18 protein-coding genes are annotated in these 18,758 nt (G+C 37.9%); 7 read left to right on the forward strand and 11 right to left on the reverse strand.

The features are described 5' to 3' along the window. Positions 1-50: 50 nt before the first annotated feature. Positions 51-1,457, reverse strand: coding sequence for an amidohydrolase (locus I3259_RS11340; RefSeq protein WP_238029727.1), 1,407 nt, complete (start codon positions 1,455-1,457; stop codon positions 51-53). A 316-nt stretch (positions 1,458-1,773) separates the two neighbouring features. Between I3259_RS11340 and modA the strand changes: the two genes are divergently transcribed. The 3 genes from modA to modC all read left to right on the forward strand — a co-directional run bounded on the left by modA (position 1,774) and on the right by modC (position 4,555). Further along, positions 1,774-2,544: a molybdate ABC transporter substrate-binding protein gene (gene modA / locus I3259_RS11345; protein ID WP_238029728.1), complete on the forward strand. Its 771-nt coding sequence runs from the start codon at positions 1,774-1,776 to the stop codon at positions 2,542-2,544. 230 nt (positions 2,545-2,774) lie between these two features. Further along, on the forward strand, positions 2,775-3,464 hold the full coding sequence (gene modB / locus I3259_RS11350) for a molybdate ABC transporter permease subunit (protein WP_107208510.1): 690 nt from the start codon (positions 2,775-2,777) through the stop codon (positions 3,462-3,464). Next, a complete protein-coding gene (gene modC / locus I3259_RS11355) occupies positions 3,464-4,555 on the forward strand; it encodes a molybdenum ABC transporter ATP-binding protein ModC (RefSeq protein ID WP_238029729.1) in 1,092 nt (363 codons plus the stop codon). Before modB ends, modC begins: the two co-directional genes overlap by 1 nt. 65 nt (positions 4,556-4,620) lie before the next feature. On the opposite strand, the gene I3259_RS11360 is transcribed toward modC, so the two are convergent. Together I3259_RS11360 and I3259_RS11365 are read right to left on the reverse strand one after the other, a co-directional pair. Further along, complete coding sequence (locus I3259_RS11360; protein ID WP_238029730.1) at positions 4,621-5,631, reverse strand: DUF2955 domain-containing protein; 1,011 nt, start codon at positions 5,629-5,631, stop codon at positions 4,621-4,623. 61 nt (positions 5,632-5,692) lie between these two features. Further along, positions 5,693-6,760, reverse strand: coding sequence for an HlyD family secretion protein (locus I3259_RS11365; protein ID WP_238029731.1), 1,068 nt, complete (start codon positions 6,758-6,760; stop codon positions 5,693-5,695). 118 nt (positions 6,761-6,878) lie between these two features. Here I3259_RS11365 and I3259_RS11370 point away from each other — a divergent pair, with 118 nt between their 5' ends. After that, positions 6,879-7,742, forward strand: a complete 864-nt coding sequence (locus I3259_RS11370; RefSeq protein ID WP_238029732.1) for a LysR family transcriptional regulator — start codon at positions 6,879-6,881, stop codon at positions 7,740-7,742. A gap of 29 nt (positions 7,743-7,771) precedes the next feature. On the opposite strand, the gene I3259_RS11375 is transcribed toward I3259_RS11370, so the two are convergent. The 7 genes from I3259_RS11375 to I3259_RS11405 all read right to left on the reverse strand — a co-directional run bounded on the left by I3259_RS11375 (position 7,772) and on the right by I3259_RS11405 (position 14,438). Next, the gene (locus I3259_RS11375; RefSeq protein ID WP_238029733.1) at positions 7,772-8,527 is read right to left on the reverse strand and encodes an alpha/beta hydrolase; all 756 of its coding nucleotides are present in this window, start codon (positions 8,525-8,527) and stop codon (positions 7,772-7,774) included. A gap of 11 nt (positions 8,528-8,538) precedes the next feature. Further along, positions 8,539-9,612 carry a M14 family zinc carboxypeptidase gene (locus tag I3259_RS11380; RefSeq protein ID WP_238029734.1) on the reverse strand — a complete coding sequence of 358 codons (1,074 nt, stop codon included), beginning with the start codon at positions 9,610-9,612 and terminating at the stop codon, positions 8,539-8,541. Between the two features lie 86 nt (positions 9,613-9,698). After that, positions 9,699-9,974 carry a hypothetical protein gene (locus I3259_RS11385; RefSeq protein WP_238029735.1) on the reverse strand — a complete coding sequence of 92 codons (276 nt, stop codon included), beginning with the start codon at positions 9,972-9,974 and terminating at the stop codon, positions 9,699-9,701. Positions 9,975-10,115: 141 nt separating this feature from the next. Next, positions 10,116-10,799, reverse strand: coding sequence for a DUF4336 domain-containing protein (locus tag I3259_RS11390; RefSeq protein WP_238029736.1), 684 nt, complete (start codon positions 10,797-10,799; stop codon positions 10,116-10,118). Between the two features lie 138 nt (positions 10,800-10,937). Further along, positions 10,938-11,843, reverse strand: coding sequence for a DMT family transporter (locus I3259_RS11395; RefSeq protein ID WP_238029737.1), 906 nt, complete (start codon positions 11,841-11,843; stop codon positions 10,938-10,940). A 308-nt stretch (positions 11,844-12,151) separates the two neighbouring features. Continuing rightward, on the reverse strand, positions 12,152-13,435 hold the full coding sequence (locus I3259_RS11400) for a sodium:proton antiporter (protein ID WP_238029738.1): 1,284 nt from the start codon (positions 13,433-13,435) through the stop codon (positions 12,152-12,154). 280 nt (positions 13,436-13,715) lie between these two features. Then, entirely contained in the window at positions 13,716-14,438 is a 723-nt protein-coding gene (locus I3259_RS11405; RefSeq protein ID WP_238029739.1) for a glycerophosphodiester phosphodiesterase family protein, read from the reverse strand. A 347-nt stretch (positions 14,439-14,785) separates the two neighbouring features. On the opposite strand from I3259_RS11405, the gene I3259_RS11410 reads away from it, so the two are divergent. The 3 genes from I3259_RS11410 (at position 14,786) to I3259_RS11420 (ending at position 17,653) form a co-directional block, all read left to right on the forward strand. Beyond that, a complete protein-coding gene (locus I3259_RS11410; protein ID WP_238029740.1) occupies positions 14,786-15,364 on the forward strand; it encodes a nucleoside triphosphate pyrophosphohydrolase family protein in 579 nt (192 codons plus the stop codon). 87 nt (positions 15,365-15,451) lie between these two features. Then, the gene (locus I3259_RS11415; protein ID WP_238029741.1) at positions 15,452-16,798 is read left to right on the forward strand and encodes an MATE family efflux transporter; all 1,347 of its coding nucleotides are present in this window, start codon (positions 15,452-15,454) and stop codon (positions 16,796-16,798) included. 36 nt (positions 16,799-16,834) lie between these two features. Then, a complete protein-coding gene (locus tag I3259_RS11420) occupies positions 16,835-17,653 on the forward strand; it encodes an alpha/beta fold hydrolase (RefSeq protein ID WP_238029742.1) in 819 nt (272 codons plus the stop codon). 95 nt (positions 17,654-17,748) lie between these two features. On the opposite strand, the gene I3259_RS11425 is transcribed toward I3259_RS11420, so the two are convergent. Beyond that, entirely contained in the window at positions 17,749-18,558 is an 810-nt protein-coding gene (locus I3259_RS11425) for an alpha/beta hydrolase (protein WP_238029743.1), read from the reverse strand. Between the last annotated feature and the right edge of the window lie 200 nt (positions 18,559-18,758).

Consider the following 18,758-nt stretch of genomic DNA (forward strand, 5'->3'; position numbering starts at 1 on the left):
AGGGCAGTGAAACGTGTTCGCTGCCCTGTATCTAACTAATAACAGATTAGTTACTGTACGATTTCGCCGCTTTCAATAACGGTTTGACGCACTTTATCTGCAAACTGCAGCGCTTCTTTGCGAATGTTATCTTCATTAACCGTTAGTACGTTTCTGTTTTCCATAATCACTTTACCATCAACAATCGTATGCTTTACGTTCGTTGCGTAAGCAGAGTAAACAAGTGCTGAATATGGATTATAAACAGGTACCATATTTGGCGCTTTGGTATCAATAACGATCACATCAGCCAACTTACCGACTTCTAAAGAGCCAACTTTATCTTCCATATGGAGTGCACGAGCAGCACCGATCGTTGCCATTTCAATCACATTTTTAGGTGGCATAGCTGCACGATCTTTATTGACTAATTTATGCACTTTTGCAACTTGATTAAATTCATCAATAGTACTTAGCGTATTACCCGACATTGGACCATCGGTGCCTAAGCCTATACGTAAACCATCATTAAACATTTGTAATGCTGGTGATACGCCTTTTGCTGACTTAATGTTTGCGCTCATGTTATGTGCAATACCAACATCGTATTTTTTCAAAATAGCGATATCTTCTTTGTTCGCATCAATCACATGTGCAGCTACAAAGTTATTATTTAGTGCGCCAATCGATTCCATGTATTTTACAGGGGATAGACCACCAGAACGTTTTGCAATAACCTCACGCTCTCGATCTGATTCAGCCAAGTGCATCATCACGGGCACATCGTATTTCATCGAAAGTTTGGCAATAGTTTGCAGAGTTTCTGTTGAGTTGGTGTACGGGCCATGTGGCGCAAATGCCATCGTGATACGCGGGTGATCTTTATATTCGTTAATCAGTTTTTCTGCGTATTTAATGCCATCTTCTGGTGTTTTAGCACTTGCTACAGGGAATTGAATAATTGTTTCACCTAAAATCGCACGCATACCAATTTGGTCGACCGTTTTAGCAACTTCGTCTTCAAAGTAATACATGTCAGCGTAAGTGGTAACGCCACCCTTCACCATTTCAACGTTACCCAACTGAGCACCGATACGCACCATTTCACGCGATACCAGTTTTTTCTCTAATGGAAAAATGTATCGATGTAGACGATCGGGTACGTCATCAGCAAGAGAGCGGAAGACAGTCATCGATGCATGGGTGTGAGTATTAATAAGACCAGGCATTACAATATCGCCATCAGCATCGATTGTTTTTGCTGATTTATACTCATTAATGTCTGAGCCATCAGTAACAGCGACAATCTTATTATCTTTAATTGCAATTAGGCCTTTATCAAAAATCGTTCTATCACGGTCCATGGTTAGTATTTGACCATTCTTGATTAATAGATCAACATTTTCGATAGCAAAAGCAGAAGCGCTTGAAAGAGACAAAGTTGCTAATGATGCAGCAAGTAACGTTTTCTTTAACATCGAGTATCACCGAAGGAAGGTATTTTTCGCAGATAATACTGGGTAATTTTTTATTGAAAATAACAATTTCATTTATTGCTTTTATTTGTGATCATTATCGCTATTGGGGGTGTTACATATACCTAAAAGTGATAGTTTATAAGGTGTAATCGTTTGCTATTGGTGAGGTAGAGGATTAATTACTTTTTAGATGACAATAAAAAGTGATGTTGAAGACGGATATATTTTAGTTTAAAACTAAAGAACCATGACACAGATAATACTTGTATTAACCGATATGTAGTTTACTATATATCGAAATATTAGGAGCATCGTCATGACACGTAAATTAGCTTTCGCAACAGCAGCGTTACTCTCAACACTCTCTTTTTCATCTTTTTCTGCTGATAGCAACATCACGGTATTTGCGGCTTCGTCATTAACCAATGCGTTAAATGATATTGCGGCTAAATACCAAAAGGAGACTGGCGTTAAAACCACGCTTTCATTCGCTTCATCTTCAGCGTTAGCTCGCCAAGTTGCGCTTGGTGCACCCGCGAATATTTATTTATCGGCTAACGAAAAATGGATGGATTATGTAGAGCAGCAGGGCGCGGTAATTGATAATAGCCGTGTCGATGTTCTAAAAAACAGTCTAGTGATGGTTGCTCCTACTGATTATCCACAAAAGAATATCAAGCTGACAGCAAGCTGGGATTTATCTAAAGCCTTAGACGGTACACGTTTAGCGGTGGGTAATCCGGCAAATGTTCCAGCAGGACGTTACGCTAAGCAATCGTTAGAGTATCTAAAATTATGGCAGCAAGCAGAGCCCTTATTAGCACGGGCAAATAATGTACGCTCGGCATTAGTTTTAGTTGAACGCGGCGAAGCGAAACTTGGAATTGTATATAAAACCGATGCGGAAATTTCTAAAAAGGTAAAAATTGTTGCGACTTTCCCTGCCGATTCACATAAGCCAATTACGTATCCAATGGCATTAGTAAAAGGTAATGCGACGCCTGCGGCAAAAGCGTTTTATGAATACTTACAGCATGACGAAGCCAAGGCTATTTTTAAACAATATGGTTTTGGTCCAGTTAATTAAGACAATAAGTTAGGCAATAAATCAATCATATTATGGTTAAACGACATTATAGATAAAACTCGGCACTGAGCACTTCGCTCAGTGCTTTTTTGTTTATTTATAGAGCAACTACGAAGTTTTATACACACCGTTACTGACTATGATGCAATGATTACTTATGCTATCGCTATTATTACGAATCTCATGCAGAAAAGAGCATGGGTTTAGATTGAAACACAGGATTGTTCGCTTTGCTCACTGATTATGAATTACAAGCGTTATTGTTAAGCCTTAAAATTTCAAGTGTTGCTGTGTTATTTAGCCTTCCTTTGGGTATTGCTTGTGCTTGGTTATTGGCTCGTCGAGATTTTTGGGGTAAATCATTATTAGATGGTTTCATTCATTTACCCCTTGTTTTACCTCCTGTTGTGATTGGTTATTTATTGTTGATTTCAATGGGAAGACAAGGCGCTATAGGTAAATGGCTTTATGAGTGGTTTGGTTTTAGTTTTAGCTTTAGTTGGCGTGGGGCAGCTTTAGCGGTTGCTGTGGTATCTTTTCCATTAATGGTGCGCTCTATTCGCCTTGCTTTAGAAGGAGTCGATAAAAAGCTGGAACAAGCCGCTCGTACATTAGGCGCATCACCACTACGTGTATTTGTCACCATTACACTACCGTTAACGATCCCAGGTATTTTAACAGGCACAATCTTAGCCTTCGCTCGTGCTCTAGGTGAGTTTGGTGCAACGATTACCTTTGTTTCTAATATTCCTGGTCAAACTCAAACGATTCCATTGGCAATGTATTCATTTATTGAAACTCCAGGGGCTGAAAGTGAAGCAGCCCGTTTATGTGTGGTCGCAATTGTGATTGCCTTGTCTTCATTATTTGCTTCTGAATGGCTAACACGCCTTGCTAGAAAACGTTTGGAAGTGATGTAATGACAATCAATAAGCGTCTGAAAATAAAATTTAAACAACAGTTGGGTGATTTAGCGTTAGATGTTGATCTTGATGTGCCAATGAAAGGGATCACAGCGATTTTTGGTCGTTCAGGAGCAGGTAAAACGTCGTTAGTGAATGTTCTATCGGGTTTAACAAAGCCAGATAACGGGATTATTAAGCTTGGCGATAACACTCTTTATAATAGTGAAGAGCGGATATTTCTTTCACCGGATAAGCGCAAAATTGGTTATGTATTTCAAGATGCACGTTTATTCCCCCATTACAGTGTTAAAGGCAATCTATGCTATGGCGTCAAGAGTCCTGATCCCCAGCATTTTGATGATATTGTGCGTTTGCTTGGCATTGAAGCGTTATTAAATCGTTATCCGTCATCGTTATCCGGTGGCGAAAAACAGCGTGTCGCGATTGGACGCGCGTTATTAACTAAACCTGACATGTTGCTGATGGATGAGCCATTAGCATCATTAGATATGCCTCGTAAACAAGAATTAATGCCTTACCTTGAGCGTTTAGCCAAGAGTGTGAATACACCGATTATTTATGTTACCCATAGCCTTGATGAAATCTTACGCCTTGCCGATTCTATGGTGATGCTTAACCAAGGTAAGGTGTTAATTTCAGGACATGTGAATTCAGTATGGAGTTCACCTGAAATGCGCCCGTGGTTGCCTGTTAAAGAGCAAAGTTCATTATTAAGTGCTCGTATTAATTATAATCATCCTAAATACGCGTTAACGCAGGTAATGTTAAGTCATGATTCATTCTTGTGGGTCAGCCGATTGGAGCAGCAGCGAGGTGAATGGGTGAGGGTACGCATTTTCTCAAATGATGTTTCTATTGCTCGTGAACAACCGACTCAAACCAGTATTCGTAATATCTTAGCCGCTAGAGTGGATAAAATTCATTATGCTGAAGATGAACGTGTTGAAGTGAAATTACGCGTTGGTGAAACCCATTTATGGGCCAATATTACTGCTTGGGCGGCGGATGAATTAGCGTTAAAGATTGGCGATCAAGTTTATGCGCAAATCAAAGGCGTGAGTGTGACTAAAGATGATTTAGCATAGTGATAATCGCAAGATGATAGAGAAAAACCAGCTAAGTACTGATACTAGCTGGTTTATTTATTGTTTTAAAATTGTTCATTAGGGGCTTTGATCACCCGGACTAAAAAGTGGTGGGTGATCCAAATTACGATTGAAGTCATGATCACGGCAACAAAAATGGAACTGAAGCGATATAAAATAGAGAAAAAGGCATCTTTTTGCTCTGGTATTAATGATGTTGTTAATGGCACAGTTAATGCGGACATCGCAGAAAAAGCAATACTCGATTTTATGGTACCTTGTGCAATCCAGCGGCAGAAAAAACCTGCAGCTATCGCATAAGCCATCAGAAATAAGATGCCATTATTAACCCATGAATAAAGCCCTAACTGGATAATCATACCTGCTAAACATCCTAAAAATGTCCCCGTAATACGTATTTTAGCGACAGCCATTGAACCAATTAATGTCATTGGTGCGAGGACTATGAAAATAGATGCTTGTGCTGATAATGAATCACGTAAATCACCGAATTGGAATAAAAGAAAAGCAGCCATTGCGACTATCCAGCCCAGTGCGGTTTGGCGGATCATGCCAATATGATCAATGCGTTGCGTGTCATTATTTATACTAGGTGCTGTTTGTTCTGTTTCTGGTTCAGGGAAAATAAAATAGGCTAGTGCACAAATAGGTGCTGTTATTAATCCACTCATCCATAAGGTAATACTGAACTCTTCAAGATCAAATCCAGTATAGCTTGCAAAGTTGAGCGCGATTGAGCCAATTAACAAACCAGAGAAACCAAATAAATAGGTTTTAGGGTTCATCATCGCAGTGCATTTTGCCAGTAGCATAATACCAACAGCGATAGTCATTAAAACTGGGTACGGTTGTAATAAACCAGAAATAAAGCTCACTTGCACTGTGACCCAGATAATCCCGAATATCAGTTGTACTAGTAATGATAAATTCCAGCGATCTGCCTTCATTAATACCATTATTGGCAATAATGCAGCGAAAAACCCATAAGACCAACCAAAAATCATACTAATAGCGAGTCCTAAAACACATCCAAACCAGATCCGCATTGTTTTCATTATTAGCTCCTTTTTAAGCGATAAGAAAGGGCGATCAACCATGATATTGATCGCTCAGCGGTTAGTAGATGTAGTGCAACCAACTAGTAAGATGAATTTGAATGCTGGCTAAGGTTTGCCATAACGGGTTGTTACCTGAATAAATAACAACAGTGGCACGTGAACCAATAAACAATTGATGCGGTAAAGACGTGTCACTGGTTAAATTAACGCGCACACGCTGCGCGTCACGTACCCAGCGATTATTAACCTCAACGGCACTTAATTGCCCATTTGGCGTTTCTTGTGCAGCGGCGACACCAAAGTCGCGATTAGCGATATGGAAATTGAAAATTTGACCAGGTAGCGCATCGAAGGTGACGTAAGCAACAGAATCTTTATTAATTAATGCGGTAGACTTTTCACGATAATCAGCAGAAACCCACATAGAGCTGGTTGGAATAAAGGTAAGCATTGGTTTGTTTACTGTTGCCATTGTACCTACATCTACTTGCAGGTTAGTAATGACGCCGTTACTAGGTGCAATAATTTTAGTATGTGCTAAATCTAGTTCTGCTTGTTTTAATGCATTTTTTGCGGACATTACAGGCGTGCTTTCACTGACGTTATGTCCTAATTTAGCTTTAACGGCTAACAGTTGCTGTTGTGCTGCATGTAATGTCGATAATGCACTACGATCTTTCGCGAATGCTGAATCACGCATAGATGCAGAGACTAATTTCTTCTGCGCCAGTTTATTTATACGACCATATTCACTTTTTGCGTTGTCATAATTGGCTTGGCTGGTGGCAACATTCGCTTTTGCTGCCTCAACTTGTGCTAACAAAGATTTTTCTTGCTCATAAGATTGTTGTAATGCCAATTTTGCTCGATCAACGGCAAGCTCATACCGAGATGGATCTATAGTAAATAACACCTCACCTTTTTTTACTTTCTGATTGTTCGTGATCGAAACTGAGGTGATATTGCCAGAGACTTCTGGGGCTATTTGAACGACATAGCCACGAACACGGCTTTCTGTTGTAAGTGGAATATGCCTATCTGCAACAATGATATACCCCATGAAGAGTAAAAACAGGATGATTAATCCTTTCATCCAGCGACGGAATGTTGTGTCAGCATTTGCCATAATGTGTCTCTTTTTATAGTGATCTTTATCACATTATTATAAAGAGTGTGTATTTGATTAAATAGACTAATAAGTATTACACTTGTGTTCTATTTTTAGGACAATGGTTGTATGTGTTATGAAAGCATCGTTAGATGATATTTATTTATTTATGTTAACGGTCAGACATGGTGGGATCAGTGTGGCTGCAAAAGCACATTCATTACAACGTTCTAAAATTAGCAGGAGAATACAACAACTTGAAAAAGATCTTGGTTGTCAGTTATTGATAAGAACAACACGACAAATTGAGTTAACAGAAAATGGACGATTGTTTTATCAATATATCAACCAGCCATTAAGTGAAGTTGACCAAGCGGTAAATTTAGTGAAAAGCCAGCAACAAGCATTCAGTGGTGTGCTTAAAATGGCGATTCCTGCAGCTTTTATTTCATCCTCTGTTTTTCTTGAAATATTGGATCGATATACAGAACAATTTCCAGATGTAACATTAGATATTATTCATCGGTATGAAAGCATTGATTTAAAAAGAGAGAATATCGATTTACAGCTGTTGCCAAACATTGTTGATGTGATTAACGAAAACTATGTTCAACAAACATTACTGAGTTCAAGGAACCGTTTGTATTGTTCTCCTAAATATCTTGAGTCATACGGTTTACCTACGACGATGGAATCGCTTTATCAACATCCGATTTTAACTAGCCGATATAACTCAACGGTATTGCCAGAGAGGATGAATGTTCGTTTAATTTCAGAAGATTTTGGTTTAATTAACCGCTTAACAGAATCAGGTAGAGGAATCGCTATACTGCCAGTCGTCCTATTTGAAGATAAAGTTGCCAGTGGCGATTTAATCCCAGTACTTTCAGATACCTTTGAAATAGATATTGTTATGACATTAGTGTATCCATCCCGACGTTTTATTCCAGAAAAAACACGAGCAATGATTGAATTACTACGAGAGCAATTTTCAAAGTAATTAAGCTGGTAATGAAAGAATACGTGAGATTATAAGAAACGTTTAGCGTGCTCACAAACCCACTGTGGGTCATCAAGCGGTATATCATGACCTGCCGTGGGATGAATATTAATAGGTAAATTCCAATAGTGAGCTAAAGCGATACTGCATTGATAATTTACAAGCTTATCTTGTTGGCTTGTGAGTAAGACTATTGGCTGAGATAGCTTATTAGGTAATGTAAACTCGCGGCTAGCATTAAGCTGATTAAACATGTTTTTGCATGAGATGGGGTGTTGTTCTTTCCAGTTTGCCCATTGGTGTGATAAAGCAATGAGTTCAACGCTATCCCATTGTTTATTAGATGTTAGATGAATGATTTTTTCTTCTTGTTTTAAGTTTGGTAACCATAAAATTTGGGAAATATCAGCATAGCGCTGCCAACGCAAACGTTGATGAAAAGGAGAAAGACTTTGTGTGCTGGTATTAATCAATATTGCTTTGCGAATATCATTGGGAAACATTGCCATCCACTTTAAAGCTATCATCCCTCCCATAGAAATCGCAATAATGTCAGCTTGTTGGTGCTGAGGCCGTAATATATGGAAATGTTCATGGAGATCTTGAGCAATGCCTTTAAGGCTTGGTGGTGTTTTTTCGTCATTACGAGCGCCATTACCTGCAATATCAAGACAGACAATATCTGAGTGGGGAAAATGATTCTTCAACGTTTGACAAAACGTGCCCCAATGAAATTGATCTCGAAATAATCCTCGTAACAATATTATGGTGTGTCTTTGGGTCATATACGAAGCCATTAGTGATTTTGATACCAGCGTGTTAATGCTTGCTGTTTGTAATAAGGATTATCTGGATGATGTAACCATGCTGGGTAGTTTGCAGCTGCATTAATCATAAAATCCATCAGTACAATGTGTTTTTGTAATACGCGTTGTATACGTTGAGGTTTCATTGGGTTGAAAATCCCCAATGTTTGTTTAATTTGTAGTGGATTTTTCTTTATCCATCGCCAAGAGCCCATTTCTAATGTTAGTGGCAATATTATTTGTTGTTGTCTTAAACATTGCAGGCTGATGTGATCCCATAAATCACCATGACAGAGATAGTGTAAAGCCTGAGGTTCAAAAATATAATTTTGATTAGGGTAAGTCGTCATAAACTTATGGCGAAGGTGGTAAATATCACCAATGTAAGGGAAGGCTTGCTTTGCACTGTGAGCATAAGGAAACCAAATTCTGTCTTTTAAACCAAAGCCAGAATGGCAATCCAGTGACAGTGTTATTGGTCGCGATGTTGTTAAGCGGGTAACGTAACGGGTCAATGCTTCTGCTTCAAGCTCCATTTGTTGGTTGTTGACCCCTCTAAACCAAGGGATTCGAGGTGACAAGTGATGTCCACCAATTAAAAAAGCGGTTTTTTCTTGGCTGTTTAGAGGTGCATTTCGCATTAAATCAACATGATTACCATTTGAACGGTAGCATTTCGCCATCCCGACAGGGTTTACTAAAGGGATAAAAGCGATCTGAACCTTCTGTAAAAGGTGGTGCAACGTGGTATCCCATGACATGCGTTCGATAATTGTATGTAGATATGACAGCAGTACTTGGGTGCCAATTCGTTCAAGGCCATGTACTCCGGCGACAAAGATCATTAGTGGTACATTAGGGGCCGATGTTCCAATATGAATAGCATAGAGTGGTAAACTTTTTCGATTGTGGTGAGGGAAATGATTATTGCAAGGTATATATGCTAATACGTTACAGTGAAATGCCACGGGGGAGTGTTGTTGGCTTAAACGATCAATTAAGGTTTCAAGTTGTATTAGTTCGGGTAATAACGTTGAAATAGAGGGAGTTTTAGCGTTTAGCAAAAGAGCCTCACAAACAAAGATAAAGAAAGAAACAATATCAATGTATGTTTACAGTTACGTGTCAGGCTCTTCTACGTATCGAATGCTTATGCAGACTCTTTTTTAGCTTTTTCTAAGCGAAATTGTGCTGTTTCAGCTAACCATTGTGGTCGGCTGATGGCATAACCCAGTAACAATGCAGGAACTATAAAGACAATGTGCGTCATCGCAAGATGAAGATCTTTAGCGACTAAATCTGTTGCACCAGTCATATAGTGAATAGCCCCTACAACCGCAAAGATAATCCCAAGCGTTGCTAAGATAAACATACCGACAACACCAAGACCTAAAATGTCGCGAATATAAATTCTTATTGGATTCATAGTATGGCTCCGAATCAAACTTACCAGTGAAGTGATAAGTATGGCGATAATAATCAGAATACTATGCGCTTTAGATTTAATGTGTTTATTGATCTTGCTCACAATTAATATGAGATAGATGAATAAGTAAGCATTTAATTGCTAAGTATGGAATAACCAGTGGAAAGCGGTTGAGAATAATTGTTTGCCATTTGTCTCAATAACTTTACCTTTTGCAAAAATAATGCGGTCAAAAGGCCATGTTAGGATTTCTTGAATCGATTGGCGTAACCTTGCGTGGTCGGTGAAGCTGAGTCGTAAATAGAAAGGCATTGCAGGGTGAAGATAACAACCATTGATAAGCCCATAACCAATACTGAGTGGGTGTTTCTTATTAATCATCCATGCAAGTAAATCACCTAAAATTAGTGTTTTTGATAGGGGATCACAAAAGGCAATTTCTTCAAAGCTGTCACTGCCTTTAATTAAGGTTTGCAATAGCTGTCCTTGCCATAGCGCTGGAGTATGCTGGCGTAATACATCATCAAAGGTAAGATCTCCGCGCTTTTGTTGTAATCCAGGAGCTGCAAAGAAATAGGCGTCAGGATAAGTAAGCCACCATTCTGATAAATAGTGATGGTAGCTTTTATTCGGAGTAACAACTGCGGCAATCTCGCCAAGTTGCTTGATGTTTGATTTTAGCGCATGGTTGAGTTCAATAGGCGAGTGAATAAATAAACGATTATCGTCTAATTTTACCACTGTCATTTTACAGCCAACAGCAATACCATTAGTTTTCAAGGCGAAGTCTTGATACCAAAGTCTATTTTTATAACATTCGATCATACCGCTTCCTGCGTACTACATTGATAGATTGTGTTGTAAACGGTCATTCTTTGACCGTGAATGGTTATGAAAATTCTTCAGCCAGGTTATCATTAAGCTTTTGTTAAAAGCTATTACTGTTTATGTATCTATAATGAGTTAGTGTCTTGTGCGTTTGATTTTTTTCATTATGTTATGACCAAATAGATTCACAATAGCGCCTGCAATAATCAATACGCCACCGATATAAGTCCAAATCGAAGGGACTTCTTTAAATATGATAAAACCAAAAATAATGGATAAAACAATTTGAACATAAGAGTAGGCTGTTGCTTTACCTGCCGTTTGAGTTTGCATTGCTTTTGTTAATCCCACCTGTCCTATTTGTGTAAAAATACCAACCAAAATCAAGCAAATAGTGGTAGAAAAATCAGGGACAACAAAGTTATCAGTAATCAACAGAAGAGATAATGGTAAAGTGATCAATGGGAAGTAGAAAATAATAACAGAGCTATCTTCAGTACTACTTAGCTTTTTCACAATAATATATGAAACTGCGCTAACAAATGCACCGATTAATGCAATCATGACGCTAAATAAGGGCAGGTGAGAACTTCCAGAGGTTAGTGTCGTAGGGTTAACGATGAAAAATAAGCCTAAGATACTTAAAGCAATACATACCAGTGTTGAAAATTGAACGCGCTCTTTTAAGAAGATAACAGCAAGTAGGGCTGTAAATACGGGGTTGGTGTATTGCAAAATGGTGGCTTCAGCAAGGGGCAGCGTAGTAACCGCATAATAAACACATGAGAGCCCAATGGTGCCAACAATGCCTCTAACAACTAATAACGGCTTATTATTCCCCCACACTGAAATGCTTTTCCGTTTAATATCTAAATAACTAATGATAAGAGAAACAACAGCACGTGCCGCAACAATCTCAAAAACTGGAATGCCTATTTGACTAACGTATTTTACTGTAGAAGACATTAGGGCAAAGCCCAGGGCAGAAAGGAGCATAAAGCGTGCGCCTAGTGGAATTAAACTCTCATTGCTGGTGGTCATTGATGTATGTCTTATTTAGAGTGATTAAAATATCATAAAGGAAGTGGTTTTATTAACAATGGTTGACTGTAAATAGTGTGTTAATTATTCATAGATAATGATAAATGTAATACTTGTTCGAAATAAGTGTTGCTCATAAAAAAAGAGATAAAAAACAATGGTTATTTATCTCTTTTTCATGGTCTTTCTCTGTGTTGGTTATTCTATTTTTGCTTATAAAGCCCAATAAGGCCTGCACCGAAGGCTGCAATTAGACCAACAAATGCAATAATAATGTGGTGGTGATGGATCCAATACATGTTCTCTCCTTAGAATGGTTTATTATCAACCGCTTTTGCTTTCATAATCATTGGGGTAATGGTTGAACCTTGGACCAAAATAGAGAAGATCACAATGGCGTAAGTCATTAATACAATGATCTCTTTAATACTGACATCGGGGTGTGATGGTAGGTAAATATGGGTTGGAATTGCCATTGCCATAGCAAGTGCTAAACCACCTCGTAAACCGCCCCAAGTTAGAATTTTAATGGATTCTGGATTGTATTGACGGTAGCGTGTAAAACCAACATAAGATAGACGAACACTTAAGTAACGACTTAATAATACGAGTGGGATTGCAATAATAACAGCAATAATATCAATGGCATGGAAGCTAAATGTGATCATTACAAAACCGATAAGCAGGAATAATACCGCATTTAAGATTTCATCAACCAACTCCCATAAATGTGCCATTTGATCTGCTGATTGTTCCGAAATGTATTTACGCGTGATATTACCAATCAAGATACCTGAAACAACCATAGCGAGAGGAGCTGAAACTTCTAAATGTTCACCTAATACATAGCCAAAGGTTGGAATAAGCATGGTTAAGATTAAGCGCATCATATTGTCGCTTGAACCTTTAATTAGGTAGTGGAATATACCACCTAATACGGCACCAAAAGCAATACCGCCAAAAGCTTCACGGATGAAAAGTAATGCAGTACCCGATACCGTTGGTGCTGTCTTTCCAAAAGCAACTTCAAAAATAGTGACGAATATAACCAAACCAACGCCATCGTTAAATAATGATTCGCCTTCAATTTGAGTGGAAATACGTTGTGGAGCATTCAACTTTTTTACAATCGCTAATACTGCAATAGGATCGGTAGGGGAGATAAGTGCACCAAATAAGCAGCAATAAATAAAATTGAGTTCAATACCAATTAGACTGAATATTAACCACAATACTATCCCAATGAAAAAAGTAGAAAATAGCGTGCCAGCAAGGGCAAGAAAGGTTATTTCAAACTTTTGGTCTTTTAAATGGTTTAAATCTATATTTAGTGCACCTGCAAATAATAAGAAACCAAGTACACCTTTTAGTAAGAAATCTTCAAATTTTATATGCTGAATCAGTTCAATTAATGCGTTTTCTTTATTTAATGAAATATAACCAAAGCTAGTTAATGCTAAAAGAATGAGTGATATAGCGATAGACCAACCTGTAATCGCAATTGTTGTTTGAAAACGTCCAATTTTATGGTTAATTATTGAAATAAAGACCGCAATTGCCGCCATAATACATATAGTGTCATATACTGACATGAAGAGTTTTCTCCCAATCCTGATTATTTTCTGACAATATTATTCAGTTACGGTTATATATAATATAGAGCGATTTTCAAATAGATATAATCACGGTAAATATATTATTCATATAGTATTAATATTATCCAAACATATTGAAACATTTTATACAGATTGTTATGAGAATTATTTGTATTATTTTGGAATATAAAAATTCATAAATATTGATTGAATTATGGTATTTATTTTAAGGTAGAAGAATAAAAGCGCTTACAAATAAGCGCTTATTCTGAAAATATTAGTCGTTAAGTGTTGATATGAGTAATGCAGGATCATCGGTGATGATTGTTGATACTCCCCAACGAGTAAATTTAGCTACTTTTTTAGGATCATTCATTGTCCAAATTTGTAGTACTTTACCTGCATGGGTAATTTCTTTTGCAAGTTTTTCATTGAGAAGATGATGATCGAGATGGATACTGTATAGCTTCAGTTTTTCATCTAAACGTTCAATATCTGGTACCCAATCTTCAATTATTAACCCACGACGTACTTCAGGCCATTGCTCTAAGCATTGATTAACCGCGTTATAAGAAAAACTGGATAAAATAAGACGTTCTGGATCAAAGCCATAATTTTTTATCGCTTCAATTGTTTTTGTCACTTGTAAGGTTACTTCTTCTTCGTAATGTACCTTGATTTCGAGATTAAGATTAAGACCATATTCATCACAAGCGGAAAGTAGTTCATCTAACGTAGGGATGGTTTCTCCTGCAAACTCTGGTGAAAACCAACTACCAGCATCAAGTTGTTTCAATTCCTGTAGCGTTTTATGGCGAACACTCCCTGAACCGTTCGTACATCGACGCACGCTTTTATCATGGATAATAACAGGCACTAAATCTTCACAAAGTTGAGTATCAGTCTCAATCCATTTTGCACCAGCATCAGCTGCAGCTTTCATGGAAATCAATGTATTTTCTGGTGCAACAGCGCGTGCACCACGGTGTCCTGCAATCATATGAGTGTCCAAAATAAATAATTATGGGTGGTAAATTAACGAACTGATTTTCATCTATTTTAATGAACAATCAAGTACTATTATCGGAATATCATGATGTCATTTTGTTACATTTGTATCCATAAATTCAATGATTTTTTCTATGTTAATAAGCCATAGAAGTTACGTGGCATATCTGTGAGATGGTGGTTTTAGCAACAAACGAAAACTGATTTCATAATTGGTTTTGTATCTAGTCTCTGATTAGATTAGTATTCTGTTCGTTGTCTGATTAAAAATATTCATCGTTACTATTTACGTCGTATTTTTAATTACTAGGCCATTATAATTTGAGACAAGGAAAACGAATGAAACTGTCAGCGCTAGACCAACCTCTTTTTGATCATCTTTACCGCGATATTAGAGAGTTTCGTTCCACATTCGATCTTGATATCGAATCACCTCAAACACTTGATACTCAAGCAGACGCATTACATACATCACTTGCTGTTGAAGAAATGACAGAACTAGCAGAAGCGGATTCTTTAGTTGAGCAAGCTGATGCGATCGTTGATTCTGTTTATGTGTTAATGGGGCGCTTAGTTCACCTTGGTGATAAGCAAGTAGAAGATAATATCGGTATTAGTTATTTGATTGATATTCTTTTACAAATGTCAGCGCGCCTTGGTATTGACTTTATGGCTTGTTGGAATGAAGTCCACTCTAGCAATATGAGTAAAGTATGCCGTAATGCTGATGAGTACGCTGATACTGAAGCGTTTTATTCAAAGCAGGGTGTTGTACTAACGGCTAGCACCAAGGGTGATTATATTATTGCTAAGTGTGCTCAAGATGTAGATCTTGATGGAAAAATCATTCGTCAAGGTAAGGTATTAAAATCGGTTTATTATCGACCTGCCGATTTGGTCAAACTTGTTATCCGCTAATTGTATAATTAGCAAAATTATCCTCGCTCATGCGGGGATTTTTTGTTTTTACGTAATAACTATTTATATCAGTAAGAGAAGCGATCGATGAAACTATCTTCTAATACTCGAATTTTAACTCAAGACCTCTTTAAAATGACATGGCCGATGTTATTCGGTGTGTTATCGCTGATGAGTTTTCAACTTGTAGATAGTGCTTTTATCGCTCAGCTTGGTGTACTTCCATTGGCTGCTCAAGGCTTTACACTACCAATGCAAATGGTAGTCATTGGTCTTCAAGTTGGTTTAGGTATCGCGACCACAGCATTGATTTCACGAGTGTTAGGTGCCAATGAAGAAGTAAGAGCTCAACAACTCGGCGGTTTAGTTGTGCTTGTTGGTGGTATTGGTATTGCGTTACTTTGCGGTGTTATTTGGTTACTCCGAGATGTGATCATGCACTTGCTTGATGCGCCAGCAAATGTACTTCCTATCATTGATACTTATTGGCCTATTTGGCTAATGAGCGCATGGTGTGGTTCGATGTTGTACTTTGCCTATAGCTTATGTCGATCCAATGGTAATACTTTGTTACCGGGCACTATGATGATGGTAACAAGCTTATTGAATATTGTTTTAGATCCTTTGTTCATCTTTAAATTTGGACTGGGCATTAATGGTGCTGCTTGGGCAACGATCACTGCATTTATTATTGGTATGCTGGTAGTTTTCCCATTAGTGATGAAAAAAAAGTGGTTAAGCTTTCATTGGGTAGGCTTAAATATTGTTCAGTCGATTAAAGAGCTTGGACATATCATGGCCCCAGCTATGATGAGTCAATTATTGCCTCCTGTCTCTTCTATGTTAGCAACGAAGTTAGTCGCAGGTTTTGGCGCCGCTACAGTAGGAGCTTGGGCATTGGGTTCGAGAATTGAATTTTTCTCTATCGTCGTTGTACTGGCTTTGACAATGTCGATGCCACAGATGGTAGGAAAGCGGTTAGGTAAGCGAGATATTCAAGGGATCAAAACCTTGATAAACATTGCCGTCTGTTTTGTTCTTGCATGGCAGCTTATTATAGCAATCATTCTTTTTTTACTGTCGTCACCATTAAGTACATTATTGTCATCTGATGTAAAAGTACAGCAAGTGCTTTTAATGCACCTAACACGCGTTCCTATTAGTTTAGGCGCATTGGGTGTTTGTATGATCATGGTATCGATTTGTAATGCACTAGCGATGCCAATGCGCGCATTATTTATTTCAGCTTGGCGTTTGTTTATCTGTTTCCTGCCTATTTTATGGATAGGCTCGCAACTTGCTGGTCTTCCTGGTCTGTTTACTGGCGCAATGATAGGTAATTTTGCAGCAGGGATCAGCGCATGGATTTTTTATCGAAAGGGACTTGCCTTGATAGATAAAAAATATAAATTTGAAGTAGATGCAGTAAGATAGCGTGTGAATCACGTATAAATGATGACAAGGATATGCATGCAAAGTTTTGTAATTGAAGATCGTAAATTAACGTATTTAGATCAAGGTACAGGCCCTGTACTCGTTTTGGGTCATAGTTATTTGTGGGACAGCAAGATGTGGCAACCACAAATAGAGGCATTGAGTCAGCATTATCGTTGTATCGTGCCAGAGTTATGGTCGCATGGTCAGGCTGATGTCGCACCTGAAAAAACACGTACGTTGCGTGATTACGCTGATGATGTTATTGCACTGCTTGATCACCTTAATATAGATAACTTTTCACTTATTGGTTTATCAGTGGGAGGTATGTGGGGAGCAGAACTTGCCATAAAAGTACCTCAACGTGTGACAGCATTAGTATTGATGGATACTTTTTTAGGTTACGAGCCTGAAGTATTACACGCTAAATACTTTGCAATGCTAAATACAATTATTGAGCAGCAAGCTATTCCAAGCGCCATTATTGATAGCGTTGTACCACTATTTTTCCGTCGTCAAGCCGAGAAATATACACCAGAGCTTGTTGATGGCTTTAGACAACATTTAGCCTCTCTGAAAGGCGATAAAGCAATAGCAATTGCACAAGTGGGTAAGATGGTGTTTGGTCGTCGAGATACATTTGACGATATAGAACAACTTAAAACACCCACATTGATTTTATCAGGTATGGAAGATAATCCGCGCCCACCACTAGAAGCGCAGTTGATGCATGATGAGATCAAAGATAGCGAATACGTATTGATTCCAGAGGCAGGACATATTAGTAATTTAGAACAACCTGAATTTGTAACTAAGCAACTTGAAGCTTTCTTAGCGAAGCATATTGCATGCTAATTAATAAATAAACAGAAACAAAAATGGCATAACGTGTACTTGAAGATCTAGAAAAGATCATTAAGCAGTGTTATGCCTTTTTTATAATAAAGATGTTAAGCCGTATAACTGGTTTTATGTTGTTTAATAAAATCGATGGAGTGCTGATTAAAATCATCCGGTCGTTCAACGTTGCAAACGTGCCCGCAATCTTTTAACTCAGTCAAAAAACTAAACTTATGTCGTTGAACCATTTCTTTTACTGGTTTGATAAACATATAGTCATTTGCGCCCATCAAATACAACGTCGGTATCGACAGTTCTTTTTCTTTAAAATATTTCATGATGGGGTTTACTTCTGTTGCCAGTTTAAACCATCGCTTAAATTCTTTTTGACATAATTTTTTGGCTTCTCTGACGAATAAATGTCGAGATTCGCGTTGATTTTTTTGCGGCATAACAACATAGGCAAATAAACGATATAACCACATATAAGGGATAATGTGCTTACACATATTACCTAGTTTCACTAAAATTTGAGAACGGGTATTTAAACGTGTGACCGCACCACCCAAAATCATCGTTTTAACTCTGTCTGGGGCAATTTCTGCTAAGTTACGAATAATGATTGTGCCTAGAGATATCCCAACAAAGTGTGCTGATTGAATCTTTAAGTGATTAAGTACATGAACAATATCTTTTGTCACGCTTTTAAAAGTATAGGGATTAGCGATCATATCTTTGAACATGTTATTGGATTTACCATGGCCACGAAGATCGAGGAGTAACAAATTAAAGTGTTGTTTATACGCCTTAATCTGTTTATACCAAATTGCTGAACTGCCACCGGCACCATGCACAAACACTACCCATTCATTACTGCTTGGGTGCGGGTAGGTTTTGTAAAAAAGCATGTTGTCTGTCATCAAAAGTCCTTTATACGCAAGAATCGTGAATCATAGCATGGTGTTATTTATTAACTCACCTGACCACAAGATAGTTATCTTATAGCCAAAGGTAGCCACTTAGTAATGAATAATTGTAATAATTCTAACAAGATCGCATAACCCAACACTACTTTGAACAGAAATTAAACAACATGCTATGTTTTCTTTGCTATTTATAT

The organism is Photobacterium sp. Ph5 (genome assembly GCF_022129445.1).
Classification (GTDB): domain Bacteria; phylum Pseudomonadota; class Gammaproteobacteria; order Enterobacterales; family Vibrionaceae; genus Photobacterium.